Raw genomic sequence first — 18066 nt, 5'->3', positions numbered from 1 at the left:
ATTGTTCTTGTGCCCAAAGTTTAGCGTCTGAATATGTCATCTTAGTGTTTCAGTGAGGAATAGTAAGTGATCAGATCGCACACACGTTAAAGAGTTCAAAAAAAATCCCCAAGCTACAAGCTTGGGGATTTGTGTATAAGAGACAGGCAGATTTGCTTCCTTTTTTAATAGACAAAAAACTGTTCATCCTGTTAACAACTCGCTAGTATACGCAAGCGCCACCAATTGGCAGCAAACGAATATCGATTCCATCTTGTGTTAGGGTTAGTTTTGGTTCACGTATTTCGCCTACTGCTTTTGTTGTCACTCTCCCTGTTCTCAGAGCAGATGTATGCTGCGCAAAATCATGAATCTGTAGATACCAACTACACCGCTTCCGAGACGTTCTATAAACTGACGCAACATGACTATCATGCGTTAAAGGTCCCTTATCGTGCTTGGAATACTCGTGATGCTTGGAGCCCTGATGGTTACTACCGTCACTTAAAGCGCGACCTGTTGGGTCTACTGCCTTGCCGTCGAGCTTCTGGCAACGATGGCGAACTGACATTGAGCGTCGTACCGGACTATCACCTTCTGGTCGCCTTTTTGTCCCCTTCCTTATTGGATATCGCACTCAAAGCCACGCCTTTGCCAAATCGTGCACAGTTATTGGTAAGCAAAAGTGCATTTCATCTTCCTGGGTGGAAGCAAGCCAATTTACTTTACGTGTTTAAACACAGTCGCGTCGCTTAGCTCGCACATTGACTGTACTGACATTAATACGGATACCTTCAGTACTAGCCAAGGATGATCTCATCTTTACCCTGAATTAACTCGAGATCCTGATTATGAAAAAAATCGCGACTATCGCCGTTTTGGCACTAACAACCTTATTCGCTGCGACGTCACAAGCAGCAAAACCTGAAGACATGAGTAATAGTGCGCTTCTAGAGTGTGCAAATGCCTCTAACGCTCGAGTAGCCGTTCCTGAGCATCGTGCTATGTTTCGTAATTACTTAATGGCTGAGCGCGGCTATACGTTCAGTCAGCTTTCTTCTGCGGAGACTGAATTCAAAGCACAAGGCATGGATGAAACGAAGATGGAACAGTTCTACAAAACTGAGTGTAAGGAAGCAGGCGAATACCTTTACAATATCGGTTACTGATTCGCGCTCATTGTAAGCAATGTAAATACAGAAAAAGGCGCTGTGATAGCGCCTTTTTTGCTTTTCAAATTTCTTACCAGAACAATTATGGCAGTTGCGGAGTTGTTTTTGATTTACTCCAAGCCTTACGCACTTTCACCAATACAAAGCTCATGATGGCAATGGTTAGGGTAATAACCGGTGCAGCCATCAATCCCATGGTCACAATCTTGTTTAGCTTTTCAGGTAACAATGGTAGCAACAGGCCAAGACCGCACAGCAGTAGTGTCCAGAGAATCGCGCTCAGCCACGCAAAGTAATGGAACTTGCTAACACGGTTCACACGTAATCCCATCATCAATGGCAGCAACGAACGCACCACTGGAATAAAACGCGCGCAAAACAGCGCAATCAAACCATGCTTACCCAGCAACATGTCCACTTGCTCTAAACGCTTCGCTGGCACTGCGTTCACCCAGCCTTGTACTTTCGGCAAGCGGTTTAGCCATTTACCTTGCAGATATGCTGCCCAACTGCCCATTGCTGCGCTGACAACAATCACCAACATGATCATAACTGGATCAAGCACCCCGACAGCTGCCAATGTACCTGAGAGTACGACCACGCTGTCACACGGGAATGGGGCTGCTGGAATAAACCCACTTTCAAGGAAAATAAGTGCACCAACTACGAAGTAAATCAGCCCTGCACTACCCGGCGCCATCAGCGCGGTAAAGTCTTGGTGCCACAATGCAAACAGCACCTGAGTAATCGAATCAAACATAGCAAACTCCTAAACATCACAAATAAATTTAAAAACGGATGAATAGGCATCACCTAGCATGCATGAAGCGATATATGAGATTAGATTCTTGTCCTGTCCCAAGTCGATATTTCGAGCGAGGATAAAAGACATCAATAACGGGCATTGCCACTTTAGATACAAAGCGTTTATTAGAATCCGCAACTACCGTTAGCCAACGCGCAGGCACTACATCAAAGTCATCAGATTCTGGTGATGTATTGGAATGGTTAACGCGCAGTGCGTTTCGACTGAATAAACTGGCGGCAATTTTACGAGATGGTGAGAATGGTGCTTTCTCAAAATGCGCTTCACCATCAATTAAAGATGATGTGTAGCTGACCGCGTGGGAAAGTTTTGGTGACGGTGAAGCCTGACTCAATCCAAAAGCCATCAGCGCAACAACAAGCCCTAACACACTGACTAGGTAAGTACGCACAGAATTCACCTAAACCACAACGATACGCTGTTGTAACTCCATGCGTGTTGATTTGCAATCTAAATTCTCAGTTGATAGTAAAAAGAGAGTTTTGCAAACCTTTGTTAGGGCTACATGACGAAAATTTATCCTTCTATCTATTTCTTACCGTATGGGTAGTTTTCAAACATCTTCATCACTTCTTCCGAGATTAGCTCTTCTCGCTTTTCCGTGCTCATTGATTCGGTGAGCTTGCGGCTAGAAACACCTTTCCACACAACTTGATTGGCTTTGGTGTCGACAAGTTCGACAACAAGCTTGCCGTACTTCTTCTCTTTATAACGCTCAGGGCTAGAAGTGAGCACGCCAAAACTGTTCCATCCGTAACCAACACTGAAGCTGGAACCCGATGACACCAATTCGGATTCTTTGATGATATCGTGGTGTACATAAAGGTCACCGCCACTTTGCACGCGCGACAATCCTTTTGATTCCAGTTGAGCAGCCAATCCCTGTTCGATTCTTCGTGCATCCAAACTGGTTGGGGTGTCTGATTGTTCACCGAAATCAAACGTTTTATAGGATGAGAAATCCGCTTGCTTGTCGACATCGGTCGTTACCGTGGTACAAGCGACCAGCGAGATAGCAAACAGCGTTGCCAATAAACCTTTCCACATACTCTTTCTCCTCTCTATCACGCCGGTCTCTCTCGGCAAGTTGTGGTATTTAATCTTACGAACCTGAGAAAATATTGAATCATTTCAACATTTAGTCTTGACCATGAATGCCAAGTGTTCAAATTCAAGACGCAATAGAGAGTAAGAACAGAGTAAAACACTGGTTGAGAAAGAAAGTGAAATCGTATTCAGAGCGACATATTGCCAACAGCGCTGTGCGCTTTTTGAACGAATCGGTATTTATTTACTCACTAAGCAACTTATTGAGCAAAAAAGACTTTTCTTTTGCACTCAATCTGGCATATTGAATGAGTCCTATCGATGCGCGGGCATCGTATAATGGCTATTACCTCAGCCTTCCAAGCTGATGATGCGGGTTCGATTCCCGCTGCCCGCTCCAAGCTTTCCCTCAAGCTAACTTTTTATCCCTCTTAAACATGCTCTAAATTCGTACCTCACTGCTATCATGCTGTGGCTGTAATCGATCTCTTGTATTTGCTACCTCAAACTGCAGGCATAAAAAAGCCCCCGCAAAATACAGGGGCGCGTCTTCGTTATTATGTTCCCCATATCTTTGGGGTTAATCCAACTGAAGTGTCGTGAACGTGTCGTTTTTCAGCCCGCCACCAGCGCGTTTCTTCATGGTGACTTCGACCGATCGCTTCCCTTCATTGACGCGATAACGTATGGCTTGAGCGAGGTATTTGTCATTTCGCATCAAGTCTTTAGCGTCAATCTTTAACGTACGATTTTGACGATTTACCGTGCAGCGATAATCCCAATCATTTTTGCCATTTTTCAAAGCCAGCAAAATACGTTGACCTGATGTTCCCACCGTTTTAATCCCGCGGGGCTGCTTATCTATCGCCAGTGCCAACCCTGCTTTACACAGCTGATCTGCACTAAAAGCAGGTGCTGCGTATGCGTACCCAGAGCTGAGCATAGCGGCGGTCATCGTTACAATTGAGAAAACTCGATTAAATGTCATCGTCCGTTCCTTAAAACTTACAAAACACCGTACGCATTAAAACAACATTACCGAATGCTGTCAAGAATAAATGGTATGACGTTTAGTTAATCATAAAAAACGGCTATTCCAAGGTGTCAGACGGAGGTGCAAACAAACACCGCCAGCGCTGACGCCAAGATAAATTAGGACGAGTCACTTCTTTAAACATGTCTTTCCATTCCGCAAACGTCACGGTAATAGGATTAAAGCTATTAACAGGTTTTGAAATGCCATAATGAACCGTTTCAACTTCAGGCTCGAACGTCCCGAACATACGGTCCCAGATGATCAGCACGCCAGCATAATTCTTATCGATATATTGACGATTCACACCATGATGAACGCGGTGATGAGATGGCGTATTGAAGACCCATTCTAAAGGGCCAAGAGAACGAATCGACTGGGTATGAACAAAGAACTGCAGACCAAGGTTGAGCAGTACAACAAACACCACCCATTTAGGATCAAAACCAATAATGACCAGTGGCAACCAGAACAACCACATGCCTGCCAATGGGTACATTAGGCTTTGACGAAATGCGGTACTGAAGTTCATGCGCTCTGAACTGTGGTGCACCACGTGTGCTGCCCACATCCAACGGATACGATGACTTGCTCGATGGAACCAGTAATAGAAAAAGTCTTGCAAGACCATTAGCAGTAGGAAGGTAGAAACCGTCATCTCGATATCAAACAAGCGCCAACCAAACCACCATAAATATAGCTTGGCGATAAGCAGCCCTGTTAAGATATCTGTCGCTTGATGAAGCCCAGCCAATACAAAGTTACACACCACTTCGGGTAAGTAATATCGGGCACTCTCAGGTAATCTTCCACCACGCTGTCCAAACCAATATTCTGCTGCAATGCAGAGAAAGAATATTGGCGCGAGCAACATCAACAATAAATCAGGATGTTCCGTAATTTGTGACCATTCCATAGTCCATTCCTACCATTTCGCGTAGTGATCTTCGGTGAGTCCCATCACCTCTTCAAGTTCGTGTTTAATGCCATTGCCATCAATCAAATAGCCAGAAAAATAACCGACAAACTGACGAAAGTTACTCTTTAAAAACCAGAAGTTCTTTTTCTCTGAGCGCTGATTTTTAGGTTTAAAGATCAAGTCGATGCGCTTGTCTTGTGAGGTAATTCGCCATGACGCTTCTTGATGCAGGCGAGAAAATTCGAATTGGACAGGTGGCATCAAGTGGCGTACGCCATCAATCCAAATCACGTTTTCACAATGTCCGGTTTCGTTGACTCCAGCAGCAAAGTTCAGCCCTATCCGTTTGTCTTCACTGTGATGGTTAATGCTCGCCCATCGCCAACTGGTTTCTCTTCGCATATACCCGGCAGAGAAGTCATACCCAGCAACTGCATTGGTTAGCTCTTGCGGTTGCCCTCTCACGCTCATTTCACCTTGAACAGCGAGCGTGTTGTGTTTTTGGGTGTAGGTCCAGCCGGAATACGCAGTTGGCGTGCAGAGCATCAAAGGCAAGCTTTCTGACTCAGGTTTTAACCTCAAATCAGCTTGAATAAGGTCTGTTGAAAGCTGTATGTGCCAGAGTCCGTTTTCAATCTTGAATTGAATGTCATCATTAGCGAGATAGGCTTGGCTGTTCCAACTAGAAGGCTGTGTTTGATAACCCATGTTGAGCGGTTTTAGCCACTGCTGCTCAACGAGCTCATGGGTTTCTGTATCAAACACATAGCAAAAGCCAGACGCCAAATAGCGAATATCGGCAATCGCGACACCAATGATGTATTTCTCTATCACGATCGAGACGAACTGGAACTGCTTATAGTCGAATCGCTTTCGCCAACTCGATGCAGGCAGGTCCATCTCATTAAGATACTGAAACGCATCCAACTGAAGTGATTCGGGAATCGAAGCTAAATGACCAAATTGGGGTAATCCATTCGCTTGAATAAAAGGATTCAAAGGCGTTTGCACATCCATGCTCGCTATTAGTCAATGACACACCATTCGATATTAACATTAATTTAACAACAAACAGTTTGCGCCACTGCACAACATTGGTTCAGTTCTCGGCTTCAAATGAGCTGAAATGTGAAACCAGTCACCCATATTCAAACCATTGAACGGTTAATTAGAGCTTTAACTTGGGTTGGATGAAATCAAGGAAAGCGGAGATACGCAATGAGACAGATGAAGATTTGTAGTAAACCGCGTTGATCTGTTCACGACCAGTATTGATGATCTTGTCTGATTCCAATATCGGCACCAAGCGCCCTTCTTCCATGTCTTTACGAACCATAAAACCGGACAAACACGCAATGCCATTGCCTGCTAGCGCTAATTGGCGAATGGTCTCACCGTTACTGGAAAGCAAATTAGGCTCAATCTCTGGTGCGCCTTTTAATGGCAACTTGTTGAGGATCTTCGGCTCAGTGAACCCGATAATATCGTGATGAGCGAGGTCCATTGGCTTTTGTGGAATCCCCCTCTGTTTGAGGTAATCCGGTGAGGCAACCAAATACAACTCGCTCTTACCTAGCGCTCTTGCATGCAAAGTAGAATCAGACAGTTTACCGATACGAATCGCCACATCGGTGCGCTTTTCTAATAGATCAACAAAACCTTCGTTGGACGTCAACTCCAATTCAATCTGCGGATAGGCTTCACGGAAAGGTTTGATCAGGTCAACAAGTTGATGGAAGACGAATGGACTTGCGGCATCCACACGCAGCGTCCCTTGAGGCGTTTCTCCTAATGAAAGAATACACTCTTCCGCCTGCTGAATGTACTGCATTGCGGTGCGCACATGCTCGACAAATCGGCGACCTTCATCAGTTAACTCAACGCGACGTGTGGTGCGGTTTAGTAAAGAAACGCCAAGTTGCTGTTCAAGACGACTGACTGAACGAGAGACTCTTGCCACTTGCACATCTAGTGCTTCTGCCGCAGCGGAAAAGCCACCACAGTCTACAACCGTTAATAGGATTTCTAGATCATCGGAACGCGTTAACATCGTCTTACCTCACTTTTGTTGCTGTAACCATAATTGAGGAGAGACTTTTGTCAATATTGAAATAATCGAAACGACGCTAATCGAGAATTTCGGTCACGACTTCGGTCTTTACAGAATTGGCGATAAAACAGTTCTCATGCGCCAGATGATGCATTTTTTCTAACTGTTCACGTGTCGGCTGTTTATCACCAGAAAAAATGATGTGTGGTCTTAGCACAACTTTTGAAACCCACTCTTTACCCTTGTCTCCTGCAGTCAGTTCCCCAATCGCTTCGTCCACGTACGAATCAATTACGTAGCGACGCTTAGCGGCAATAGAGAGGAAGACCAACATATGACAACTCGATAACGCAGCAATAAACGCTTCTTCTGGATCGACGTTTTCTTCTACCGAAAGTGGTAGCGGAACAACCTGAGGAGATGGGGATGCGGGAACGGTAACGCCGCCGTCAAACTGCCAAACGTGTGCTCGGCTGTATTGATTGTCGCTAAAGATTTCGTTGGCTTGACGCTGCCATCGGATAACTGCGGTGTGTGTACTCATTATCATCCCTTGTGCTGTGGGGCTTTGCCTAATAAGGCAACTCTCCATGAATAAGGTCCCAAGTAAACCACAGTACAAGGTGTGCCCCAAGAGCAGGGCTGAAATACGTGCGCTAAGCCATTAAGTCACCTGATTTGTGTCTGCCTGTTGCTTGCAAGATTGGTCAATCAGACGTTGCCCTTGATGCACATTCACCTGCAATCGGTTAATCAACTTCTGCAGTTGTTCAATATCCGGGATTTGTTTGTTTTTCACTTGGGTTTCAATTTCAAGCGCTTGATTTGCTAGCGTATCCAAACCTAAGTTTAGCGCCATACCTTTGGTGGTATGTAAGGTGCTGTGGAGCGCTTCAAGATCTTCCGCCATATAGAATTCAATCAACTCGTCGACCGACTTCTCAAAGTCATTCACAATGCTTTCTAACAAATCCACGAGCGCTTCAGGATCTTGCTTAAGAGTCTCGACCGTATTTGAGTGAGTCAACTCCTCCTCGGTCAGTCTGAGCTTCTCAATCGGCTCACGATGCAACTGAACGACATTTTCAGCTTGCTCTGTTGCATCATCACCTTGGGTAGGTAAACGAGAAGCAAATTGCTTGAGTGCATCGGTAAAACTCTCTCGTTGAAGCGGCTTAGTCAGTACATGATCTGCTCCCGCTTGGATAAAGTTATCGTGTGCTTCTCTAAACACATCGGCGGTATACGCAAACAATAAAGTCTTCACGCCAAGTTTTTCGCGAATAAAGCGCGTCGCCTCCACTCCGTTCATCTCAGGCATATGATTGTCCATAAGAATCAAATCATATTGGTTCTCTTGCGCTTTCTTAGTCGCAATCAACCCATTCTTAGCAATCTCGACCGTATGCCCTAACTTCTCACAAAACCCTTTCGCCACAATCGCATTAACCCGGTTGTCTTCAGCGAGGAGAATATGCAGGTTGCGTTTGTTTTCGGGCTGAACTTTGACTTTGGTATCCGCCGCTTTAGGCAACGCCTTCTCTTCCCAAGGTATTGGGAGTTCGACTAAAAACTGAGTACCAATGCTCTCTACACTCTTAAGCTTAACCTCACCTCCCATCAACTCTGTTAGTTTTTTCACAATCGCTAGACCAAGCCCTGTGCCGCCAAACTTACGCGTGGTGGAAGTGTCTGCTTGCTCGAATGAATTGAAGATTCGATCTTGTTTGTCTGCTGGAATACCAATGCCCGTATCGTTGATAGACAGCAATAAGCGCTTTCTTGATTCGTCGAGTTCAGCTCGAATCAGTACATGTCCATCACTGGTGAACTTGACCGCATTGCCTGTAAGGTTAAACAGGATCTGTCGAATGCGCGCGCAATCACCATTAAACTCAATATTATCTGGCACGTCATTTTCAACGTACAGCTTAATGTTTTTCTCTTCAATTAAAGGCTGAATCGCACTACAAACCGGGGTGAGCACCTGGGGTAAATTAAATGGTGCGGCTTCAAGCTCCAACTTGTTCTCTTCAACTTTGGAGAAATCCAATATGTCATTAAGAATCGTCATCAGATGCTGACCAGAGTCCAAAATCACCTGAACGTGCTCTTTTGTCCCCTTCTCCTTGGTCTCACTGGCGATGATTTGCGAAATCCCCAAAACCCCATTCATTGGCGTTCTTAACTCATGGCTCATAGTTGCTAGGAATTGCGACTTGGCTTTTGCTGCTCGCTCCGCTTTTTCTGTGGCTTCTTTCAAATCATCGTTAAGTTGCTTGAGCTTAGTAACACGATGCTGAGTCTGCAGAACAAACATGCTAACAAGTAACAGTATGGAAACGAATACAAAAGTCCATGTCAAACGGGCTTCCTTTTGAACAATTTCCAACAATTCGTGCTCGGCATATTCAACAAATTCAAAATAGTGACTCTCCAAAATACGATTCGTTAAAAGTTCAATCTTACGTTCACTACTGCGTAATCTCTCGAGGAATAAAGCAATGTTCTTGTTTTGTATGTTGTCATTTTGCAGGCCAACTTCGGTCATAAACTCAAAGTAATGTTGCTCTAGCCAAGCATCTTCTGAGTTGGCAGAAAACTGTTCTTTATAAATGTTTTTCAGAGTCAACAATTCATAATGGTTTGCGACCTGTAACCCTATCAACATGTCGAGTATCTTTGTCGCTTCTTGCACTTTCCCGTCAAACTGCACCACTATGCTTCGTACACGGTGTTTACTCGAAGTGAATGTAAACCACGTCGACTGATTCACGTCTTTGACTATCTGCTCAGCGGCTATTTCCAATTCCACCAAACCTTCGGTCAAATGATGATTACTACGTTGATCCAACTTGTAACGGTTCACCACCTTATCCCGTTCTTCAATTAAGTGGTGCCCGATTTCCGATAAAGGCCCATGCAGTGCCTGTGTATTTTTCGAGTTAACGTGCGTCATGTAAGCTAAAGACAACATGACCGTTATTGCAACGAGCAGAAGTGCGTTGGCTATTCTGAATCTATTCATTCTCAAACACCTCCAAAATCGATGGTCTAGGCGCTGTTAATGTATGAAGAAACGCTTCTATATCTGCTGCATCACGATCACTAAGCCGCATACCAAGTTCTGACTCCGCCATGATTTGAATTGCTTCTTCAAGAGTATTTATCCGCCCGTTGTGAAAGTAAGGGGCAGTTTGAGTCACATTGCGCAAGCTGGTCACACGAAAATAATACTGGTCCATTCCGTCTTCTGTTCTTAAGAAGGAGCCCGTATCTGAATCGACCTCTTTGAAGTAATCAAAATGCTGCACCATCGCACCACCTATATTCTTGCCTTGATGGCACAAGGCGCACCCAACCTCCTGAAACACCTCCCACCCCCGACTTTCCTTTTCATTGAGAACACGCTTATTACCTTGCAGAAATGCGTCGAAGCGAGCTCCTGGCGTCTGCATCGCTTTAAGGAATTCGACAATGGCAAGTTTTATATTTTCGGTGTTCACAGCAAGGTTATCCGCTTGCTTAAAAAGAATTTGATAACTTGGTTGGCTTCGCACGTAATCTTGGACAACTGGCCAACTAGAATCCATCCCAGTCGGGTTCATGAGTGGTCCATCAATTTGTTTCATTAAGGAGTTTTTGCTCGCATCCCAAAGGTAGCGGTAATTCAGCGATACATTAAAAATAGTTGGCGGATTTCGAGTTCCTGTACCTTTTACTCCTGGGGTAAGCGCATCTTTGGTTGCACCATTTGTTTGTAAATCATGGCACGATTCACAGCTAACATTTCCATTAGAGGAAAGATTCTTATCTCGGAATAAATGCCATCCTATCCTTGCTAAACCCACGTCGATTTTCGGGTCACCTTCGATGGGAGGGATCAACATGTGCTCACCACTATGATCATCATGTTGGTCATAATGTGGTGCTGTATGTCCCCCTAAAGAAACAAAAAAAGCCATCAAACACAATATCGCGATGGAGCGACCTGTTTTTCTCATGTTTAGACATTCCTTATCTACTTCTTAATATGAACTTAGTTGCTTTTAAGTTTTTTTCCATTACGCCTCGTGGGGATATTGAGCTTCCTCTAATAACTTATTGATAATTAATCGTCCTGATCCTCTCAGAACTCATCAAGTTGTATATCAACCTTATGTTGTCGACAAGACAAACAACCTTGATTGGAGAATGCGGTGAAAACCTATACGATTCCGCCCCATTTTGAATTCGGTTCTTGGCTGGAAAACATAAAATAGTGAAACTGTTCGCATTCATTGCTGCACTACTTACCACTCTGTCATTCAATACATCTGCTCGTGATTTCTTAAACGCAGAAGACAGAACATTTCTGGACAATCAAAGCACATTAAAAGTCGGTGTGCTTGAGGGAGACTGGCTTCCATACTGGGGTGATCTTGCCTCAAAAGAAGGCATCAATATCGAGTACGCAGAGACCATGCTGCACGACTTAAATGTCGAGGCAGAGTACATCCCATACAGAACGCTAAATACACTATTCGATGGCTTAGAGAACGGAGAGATAGACCTCACCGTTGGCTTTGTTGCAACTAAAAAACGCGCAGCGCGCTTCCTTTACTCTGACCCGATATTCCATACATTAAGACTGGTTTGGCTGCGTGACAACGCACTTGAAAACACGCCATTAGAAAAATTGAAATGGGTGTGTGTGCGTGATTCAAGCGCCTGTGATCAAATTAGTGCACTTGGCTTTAAACATGTCCACACGGTACGTAGTAACAAAATGATGACAGCATCGCTCAACAGCGGTGCGGCTGATGCTGCCGTGGTTGGATTGTCGACGCTGAGCTCATACGGATTTAAAAAACCGAAAGGTGAACTGACAGGTAAAGTCGTTTACAACAAATCTCTGACTCCAGGGGAAGTGACGATTTTTACTGGGAAAGAATCCACTCACCTGATGGACATCATCACCAAATACATCAAACACTCGAAAGAATCGAAACACAGTAGTGTTCACATCGAAGCCAACATCAACATTCTGCACAATGAATTGATGCTCGATATTCTAGAGCAACAGCAAGGTCACCAGACGGTACGCTACACCATTCAAGATAACGTGTATCCGCTGTCTTATCTCGATCCTAAAACGGGCGAGATAAAAGGCTATGTTCATGATCTGCTGAAGCTAATGGAGCAAAAAAGCATGATCAAGTTCGAATACGTGCCAGCCAACGGGCGCGATGTTGACTTGATGCTGCAAGAAAACCTTGTCGACTTACTGCCTGCGCGCAACATTGCCCTAACCGACAAAAAGCGTTTTATCACGACCAGAACCTTGGGCTACTTGCAGTTTGGCTACATTAAATCGCTCAACTCGAGCGCTGAAGAAAACGTGGCGATTTTGGATCGCTCAGGTAACTTCTATCCGCATTTTCTTGATTATTCGGAGTATTCCTCTGCGGAGGTTTATCGCGATTTCGATAACTTGATGGAGGCGTTTGAAAAAGGTGAGATTTCTCATGCTTTCGTTAACCAGAGCCTGATCGACAATCACTATTACGATGGGCAAGGCAAGACGTTTGAAGCGGTTACACCTCCAGAAGGTATTCAACTTAAAGTTAAATTGGGCATGGAGTTGAGGAAGGACTCTGAGTTCCTGCGCCGTGTTTTAAACACCGTATTGAAGATCACCACAGACGCCGAGTTAAAGCAGCTCATGGAGCGTCATGACAAAGTCACCGTCCACTATGGGGTCGACAAAGAAATCGTGGTGATTTGGGCGCTAGTCGGTGTCTGTGCGCTGTTGGTCGCCGTGCTGATTTACATTCTGAGAACCGGGCATCTGACTCGTAAGATCAAGCGCAAAGAGTACGAGGCCAAAGTACGTCAGCGACAAAACCGATGGCTGTCTTCAGTGCTTGATCATATCCCTAATAAGATTTTGATCTCGAATGATAACCACCAGCAAATCTTAGCGAACAAGCCGTACTTATCGATGCTACAACGATGCAATACCGACAGCAACATCACAGATGAACAGCGCGAATTGGTTTTGAAGTTGACCAAGGATACGGACTACCCAGATCCGAACGAAACCGTTGCCACCCTTTGCTCTCTTGGCACAAAGCATTATCGGGTAAGAAGGCAATCTCTCCTTAATCCAGAGGAAGGGACACGCTTTCACATGACAGTATTTGATGACATCACCGAGCTAAAAGAGAAAGAGTGCGCATTGAGAGCCTCTAACCTCAAAGCCATGCAAGCGATTGAAGCCCGCGAGCACTTTCTCGCGGTGATCAGCCATGAACTGAGAACCCCTATCGCCGCCATGCTCGGACTGATGGAACTGTTGGAACAAGACCTCGACCGCCCAGAAAGTAAAGAGCTGCTGAAAAGCGCGATGTTGTCGGCTGAGCGTTTGCAGCTACACGTGAACGACATTCTCGACTTCTCGAAAGTGGATGCGAACCAGCTTCAGTTGGATGTGCACAGTGGCAACGTTTATGAAGAGCTTGGCTCAAGTTTGCGCAGCTTTGAAAAAGCGGTGGAACAAAAGGCTTTAGCGTTTGAAGTGAATTGGCAACCGACGCCTTATGCTTTGGTGAATCTTGACTGGCTACGCGTTAACCAGATCATCAACAACTTACTTAGTAATGCCGTTAAATTTACAGACAAAGGCAAGATCAGCGTGAACATTCACGTCGACGCCAACGAGCTTGTGTTCTCAGTGCAAGACACCGGATGTGGCATGAGCAAAGCGCAATTGGATGCCCTATTCCAACCATTTGTGCAGGGTGACAAGAGCATCAGCCGCCGCTTTGGTGGCACAGGTCTTGGTATGTCTATTGTAAAAAAACTGGTCGACATCATGACTGGCACGATAGAGGTGAGCAGTAAACAAGGCAAAGGTACAGAGATTACCGTGCGTTTGCCGATGACCAGCCAGCCTCTCGACCTAACGGGAATGGGACCGATTTACACCGAAGATAAACAGATACAACGTTGGCTAAACACTTGGCAAGTAACGCTCGATGAGTTTGAACTCAAGCATCATGTCATTGAACCAGAACCGCACTACTCCAATGTTTATCCTGACCTTATTCAGCAAAAACTGAATACAAGTTCGACGATGCAAAATCATTGGACACAACCGACAGCCTGCCAATGGCAAGGTCGAGTTTTAGTGGTTGATGACGATGCCATCAACCGACTGCTGTTTAAGCGCCAGTTTGAAAAGCTTGGTGTGTGTTGCCAATTGGCAGCGAGTGGGAGTGAGGCGATTGAGTTCTTGAGGCAGGCTCAACACGACGATGCTTTCGCGCCAATCAGTTTGATTATTAGTGATTGCCATATGCCGGATATGGATGGTTATCAGCTCACGCAAAAACTCAAAGCGATCAGCGAATTTGCCTCACTAACTGTTGTAGGTTGTACGGCAGAAAACTCTCGCAATGTGATTGAGAAAGCAGAGCAAAACGGCATGGAGTCAGTCTTGTTCAAGCCCTATAACTTGGACGATCTCAAAGCCTTGTGTGAGCAGTATTTGGCGATGTCCTTCTCTAGCGAAACTCAAAGTGACTGGTTGGATGCCTATCATCATGAAGAAAAAGCAGAAATGGCACACGTGGTGTGCGAAGCGCTGAGTAACGACATCGTATTGATTCACTCAGGCGAAGAGAGTCTTAAGTCTGTCGCACACCGAATTAAAGGTTCTGCCGCGGCATTGAATTTGACTCAATTAAAGCACAGCGCCCAGCAATGTGAAGCGCTGATAGGTACAGAGCAAGAACAGCAAGCGCGCACGACTTTACTTAACGAATTAGAAACCATCATAGCCACCACAAAACAATGGCTAGATTTGAGTGAGAACAACTAATTGAACATTTTGATTGTTGAAGATGACCGACTACAAGCAACCAATCTCAAGATTCTGCTTAATCGTCTTTTTAATGGCTCAATCACCATTGTACATCGTGGCTCTGAGGTCAGCGAAATCTGCACCAACCAAGCTGTAGATTTGATGTTCTGCGACATCGACCTACCCGATATCAATGGTGTGGACTTGCTATGCACGCTGTCGAAAGAAACGCGTCCGAAAGGTGTGGTGATTTTGAGTGCGATGAATCAGGATGTGGTCGAAATCACTTACAACATGTGTTTGTCGGCAGGCTATGACTTTGTTCGCGCACTCACTAAACCGATTTCCTGTGAACAGCTAAGCCAGATATTGACGGCTTTCCAGCAGTACACCATCGAAGAACAAGTCGTTGCGCTACCCGTGCTGATGAACGCAACAGATATCGATACCGCGTTCCAACAAGGTTGGTTTCATAATTACTACCAACCGCAATACTCCTCAATCGATAACCGTTTGGTTGGGCTAGAAGCGTTGGTGCGCTGCTTTCACCCAGAACATGGCGTGTTGGCTCCGGCTCAGTTTTTAAGTGAAGTCCAAGCCCGTACTGAACTGGATAAACTATTTTGGTTGGTTCTGGAAAACGCCTTACGGGATTTGGCAAAGCTCAACACAAACGTGAGCTTGTCGGTCAACATGAACCAAAAGACACTTAAGCAACCGATGAGCGAACGGTTTTTCCGTTTGTGCGACCAATACCGAATCGCACCAGAACGAGTGACATTAGAGCTGACGGAAGATGAGGTCTACGATTCAGACGTGGTTTCGTTAGCAAACCTAGCTAACTTGCGCCTAAAAGGTGTCGGCTTGGCGATTGATGATTTTGGTACGGGCTACTCCTCTCTCAGCCAACTGGCGATTTTGCCGTACACGGAATTGAAGATTGATCGCCAATTCATCAAAAATGCGCTAACCAATTTTAAGAGCCAACAGCTGACCGTCTCTAGCTTACAACTAGCAAAGTCCCTGGGATTAAATTCGGTAGCCGAAGGGGTTGAAGACCATGAAACGCTTTACTACCTTCGTCAAATTGGCGTCGACCTGTATCAAGGTTTTGTGCGTAGCCATCCTGTCCCTTTTGAGCAACTCCACGCTTTGTTCTAATTCAATTTAAGCGGTGCATGCTCTGCCCTCACTGCTTAGATTTTGTTTGATGAATCACTTTGAAATGAATACCAAATCTTTCTCACAATACAATGTGCTCATCGTCGATGATGCGCCTATCGTAGTGCTCACATTGCGTAACATGCTGACCAAACTTGGCTTCTCTGACAAACGCATTTTCACCGCTCGTCACGCTAAAGGTGCGATTTCAATCGCCCATCAAGAGCGAATTGATCTGATCATTTGTGACTATAACTTTGGTCGCGGCATGAACGGTAAACAACTCTTTGAAGAGTTAAAACACCTCAAACTCTTGAGCCATGACACGGTGTTTATTCTGGTAACAGGGGAAAGCTCTGCCACTATCGTACGTGCCATCATTGAGCTCAAGCCTGATGAGTATCTACTTAAGCCCTTTAACTCAATCACGTTAAAAGAACGTATTTCGGGCGCGGTGAAGCGTAAAAATAGTTTACAAGCCATCTACGAAGCAGAGTTGAAGAACGATGCTCAAACAGGCTTAGCAGCGTGCGACGAGTTAGCCCCCTTCCACCCAGAATACTTCTTCATCATTGAGAAGTTTCGTGCTGACTTCTTAACGCGTTTGAAATTACATCACGAAGCCAAAATCGTCTACGAACAAGTCATTGAACGCAAAGACGTTAACTGGGCAAAAATCGGCTTGGCGAACACGCTAGTTTCTCTGGGTGAAAACGACGAAGCACAACGCCTAGTACGTACCTTATTAGAAGAATCTCCGAACAATGTTGACGTTCGTGAATGTGCTGCGAACTTCAATATGCTTAACCGCAAAGTACCTAGTGCAATCAGACACTTAGAGCTAGCAAACAGCTTGGTTGAAGGTAATTCAGAACGTGAACTGGTGATCGTAAACTTGTGCCTTGCAGAGCACGATTATCACTCAGCATTGCAGCACTATCATGCGTACATGGAAATCAACAAAGATACCTATCGCAACAACACCTTCTCAAAGCTGAACTTGATCCGAATTTTGCTTTACTGCGTGCGAAAATTAGAAGGTCGTAAGGATTTGCTGGCTCAGGCAAAAAGCTTGTTTAAATCCATCACTAATGGCTCAGAAAACAAAGCAATCAAGGACGAGTTAGATTTGATTGCCGCGCACATTGCGATTGAAGAAAACCAGTACGTTGCAGCGTTTAAAGTGCTCAGCGATTTATATCGTCGTAAGCCTTTCGCTCACTTTTATGCGCAGTTTCATCTCGCTTGGTTATTGCATGAGATGAATTTCGAATCTGAGTTCTCTCAGGCCATCACTTGGTGCTTTGAAAACCTACAAACCGACTCAAGTGATACCATTTTATCGAGTAAAATTGCCCTCGGTCGCTCTTTAGAAACCGACAACGCGGAGCGCCAAGCTTGGATGCAAGAACAGTACAAGAAGATTCGCGCAGCTGAGCAAGATTACCAAGCTTTGATCGACGCATTAATTGAGCTTCAAACACGTTGTCCACTGCTAAGAACCGTGTGTATTAACATCATCAAAGTGCTAACACGTGCTTTTCCGAGCAACAAATCGTCATTAGAGGTTGAACTGCTGATTAAGCGCTGCGATAACATTGTGAAGCAATTGGTTTCTAGCGAAGAGCTTGAGAAAAGCGGCTACGACAAATTTCTTTTTCTGGCTCAAGATCGATGTCAACAGATGTCTGTGGTGAACACCGCACCTACGCAACCAGAACTGGTAAATTAGATAGCAAAAAGGGGCTCGATGCCCCTTTCATTTCGGATTACAGGTTGAAGAAACGATTAATCCAAGTCACCTCACCGAACGCAATCAAATCGTAGATAGTGAAGAACACTGCACAGATAACGGCAAGCTTCACCAATCGAATCGCAATTAACATCATAATTTTCAGCTTTCCTGTTCAACTTCCCTGCAGTTTACTACGTCAGGTTGGCATTACAAAGGCGTCTCGGTTTTTCCCTATCACCTCTGCCACAGGTTAGCTAGAGGTCCCACCACTCCAAAGTCTCAAATTAGAGATACATCA

General features: G+C 45.0%; 15 protein-coding genes and 1 tRNA gene. 6 read left to right on the top strand and 10 right to left on the bottom strand.

The genetic code is table 11. From position 1 onward, the window contains the following. Nucleotides 1-225: 225 nt before the first annotated feature. Both QTO06_RS12935 and QTO06_RS12930 read left to right on the top strand, forming a co-directional pair. The gene (locus QTO06_RS12935; RefSeq protein WP_331408381.1) at nucleotides 226-735 is read left to right on the top strand and encodes a hypothetical protein; all 510 of its coding nucleotides are present in this window, start codon (nucleotides 226-228) and stop codon (nucleotides 733-735) included. Nucleotides 736-830: 95 nt separating this feature from the next. Further along, a complete protein-coding gene (locus QTO06_RS12930) occupies nucleotides 831-1148 on the top strand; it encodes a hypothetical protein (protein WP_331408379.1) in 318 nt (105 codons plus the stop codon). A gap of 85 nt (nucleotides 1149-1233) precedes the next feature. Here the strand turns inward: QTO06_RS12930 and QTO06_RS12925 are convergent, their stop codons facing one another. From QTO06_RS12925 to QTO06_RS12915, 3 genes are all read right to left on the bottom strand, one after another. Further along, nucleotides 1234-1911: a DedA family protein gene (locus QTO06_RS12925; protein WP_005435728.1), complete on the bottom strand. Its 678-nt coding sequence runs from the start codon at nucleotides 1909-1911 to the stop codon at nucleotides 1234-1236. Nucleotides 1912-1960: 49 nt separating this feature from the next. After that, nucleotides 1961-2368, bottom strand: coding sequence for a hypothetical protein (locus QTO06_RS12920; protein ID WP_171371530.1), 408 nt, complete (start codon nucleotides 2366-2368; stop codon nucleotides 1961-1963). A 137-nt stretch (nucleotides 2369-2505) separates the two neighbouring features. Next, the gene (locus QTO06_RS12915) at nucleotides 2506-3024 is read right to left on the bottom strand and encodes a DUF4136 domain-containing protein (protein WP_331408376.1); all 519 of its coding nucleotides are present in this window, start codon (nucleotides 3022-3024) and stop codon (nucleotides 2506-2508) included. 325 nt (nucleotides 3025-3349) lie between these two features. On the opposite strand from QTO06_RS12915, the gene QTO06_RS12910 reads away from it, so the two are divergent. Next, nucleotides 3350-3424 (top strand) — tRNA-Gly (locus QTO06_RS12910). Nucleotides 3425-3604: 180 nt separating this feature from the next. On the opposite strand, the gene QTO06_RS12905 is transcribed toward QTO06_RS12910, so the two are convergent. From QTO06_RS12905 to QTO06_RS12875, 7 genes are all read right to left on the bottom strand, one after another. Further along, nucleotides 3605-4012 (bottom strand): hypothetical protein, encoded by a 408-nt coding sequence (locus QTO06_RS12905; protein WP_331408375.1) that lies wholly within the window; start codon nucleotides 4010-4012, stop codon nucleotides 3605-3607. Nucleotides 4013-4115: 103 nt separating this feature from the next. Then, entirely contained in the window at nucleotides 4116-4973 is an 858-nt protein-coding gene (locus QTO06_RS12900; RefSeq protein WP_331408373.1) for a sterol desaturase family protein, read from the bottom strand. Nucleotides 4974-4982: 9 nt separating this feature from the next. Beyond that, on the bottom strand, nucleotides 4983-5993 hold the full coding sequence (locus tag QTO06_RS12895) for a DUF2804 domain-containing protein (RefSeq protein WP_331408372.1): 1011 nt from the start codon (nucleotides 5991-5993) through the stop codon (nucleotides 4983-4985). Nucleotides 5994-6144: 151 nt separating this feature from the next. Next, a complete protein-coding gene (locus QTO06_RS12890) occupies nucleotides 6145-7026 on the bottom strand; it encodes a LysR family transcriptional regulator (protein WP_331408371.1) in 882 nt (293 codons plus the stop codon). A 76-nt stretch (nucleotides 7027-7102) separates the two neighbouring features. Further along, nucleotides 7103-7570, bottom strand: coding sequence for an OsmC family protein (locus QTO06_RS12885; protein ID WP_331408370.1), 468 nt, complete (start codon nucleotides 7568-7570; stop codon nucleotides 7103-7105). 120 nt (nucleotides 7571-7690) lie between these two features. Further along, the gene (locus QTO06_RS12880) at nucleotides 7691-10054 is read right to left on the bottom strand and encodes an ATP-binding protein (RefSeq protein WP_331408368.1); all 2364 of its coding nucleotides are present in this window, start codon (nucleotides 10052-10054) and stop codon (nucleotides 7691-7693) included. Next, on the bottom strand, nucleotides 10047-11030 hold the full coding sequence (locus tag QTO06_RS12875; RefSeq protein ID WP_443088835.1) for a cytochrome-c peroxidase: 984 nt from the start codon (nucleotides 11028-11030) through the stop codon (nucleotides 10047-10049). The genes QTO06_RS12880 and QTO06_RS12875 overlap by 8 nt, the downstream gene beginning before the upstream one ends. Nucleotides 11031-11287: 257 nt before the next feature. Between QTO06_RS12875 and QTO06_RS12870 the strand changes: the two genes are divergently transcribed. From QTO06_RS12870 to QTO06_RS12860, 3 genes are all read left to right on the top strand, one after another. Next, nucleotides 11288-14890, top strand: coding sequence for an ATP-binding protein (locus tag QTO06_RS12870; protein ID WP_331408367.1), 3603 nt, complete (start codon nucleotides 11288-11290; stop codon nucleotides 14888-14890). Next, nucleotides 14891-16033: an EAL domain-containing response regulator gene (locus tag QTO06_RS12865; protein WP_331408366.1), complete on the top strand. Its 1143-nt coding sequence runs from the start codon at nucleotides 14891-14893 to the stop codon at nucleotides 16031-16033. It begins immediately after the preceding gene. Nucleotides 16034-16097: 64 nt separating this feature from the next. Beyond that, nucleotides 16098-17765 carry a response regulator gene (locus QTO06_RS12860; protein ID WP_331408364.1) on the top strand — a complete coding sequence of 556 codons (1668 nt, stop codon included), beginning with the start codon at nucleotides 16098-16100 and terminating at the stop codon, nucleotides 17763-17765. Nucleotides 17766-18066 lie beyond the last annotated feature (301 nt).

The sequence above is a fragment of the Vibrio sp. M260121 genome (assembly GCF_036533715.1).
In the GTDB taxonomy this organism is placed as follows: Bacteria; Pseudomonadota; Gammaproteobacteria; order Enterobacterales; family Vibrionaceae; genus Vibrio.
Note: the sequence above shows the minus strand (reverse complement) of the source record. Positions and strands in the feature narration are given on the sequence as shown.

Coding starts and splice junctions, on each gene's coding strand:
- QTO06_RS12930 (WP_331408379.1), top strand. CDS start 831: ATGAAAAAAATCGCGACTATCGCCGTTTTGGCACTAACAACCTTATTC.
- QTO06_RS12925 (WP_005435728.1), bottom strand. CDS start 1,911: ATGTTTGATTCGATTACTCAGGTGCTGTTTGCATTGTGGCACCAAGAC.
- QTO06_RS12915 (WP_331408376.1), bottom strand. CDS start 3,024: ATGTGGAAAGGTTTATTGGCAACGCTGTTTGCTATCTCGCTGGTCGCT.
- QTO06_RS12905 (WP_331408375.1), bottom strand. CDS start 4,012: ATGACATTTAATCGAGTTTTCTCAATTGTAACGATGACCGCCGCTATG.
- QTO06_RS12900 (WP_331408373.1), bottom strand. CDS start 4,973: ATGGAATGGTCACAAATTACGGAACATCCTGATTTATTGTTGATGTTG.
- QTO06_RS12895 (WP_331408372.1), bottom strand. CDS start 5,993: ATGGATGTGCAAACGCCTTTGAATCCTTTTATTCAAGCGAATGGATTA.
- QTO06_RS12890 (WP_331408371.1), bottom strand. CDS start 7,026: ATGTTAACGCGTTCCGATGATCTAGAAATCCTATTAACGGTTGTAGAC.
- QTO06_RS12885 (WP_331408370.1), bottom strand. CDS start 7,570: ATGAGTACACACACCGCAGTTATCCGATGGCAGCGTCAAGCCAACGAA.
- QTO06_RS12880 (WP_331408368.1), bottom strand. CDS start 10,054: ATGAATAGATTCAGAATAGCCAACGCACTTCTGCTCGTTGCAATAACG.
- QTO06_RS12875 (WP_443088835.1), bottom strand. CDS start 11,030: ATGAGAAAAACAGGTCGCTCCATCGCGATATTGTGTTTGATGGCTTTT.
- QTO06_RS12860 (WP_331408364.1), top strand. CDS start 16,098: ATGAATACCAAATCTTTCTCACAATACAATGTGCTCATCGTCGATGAT.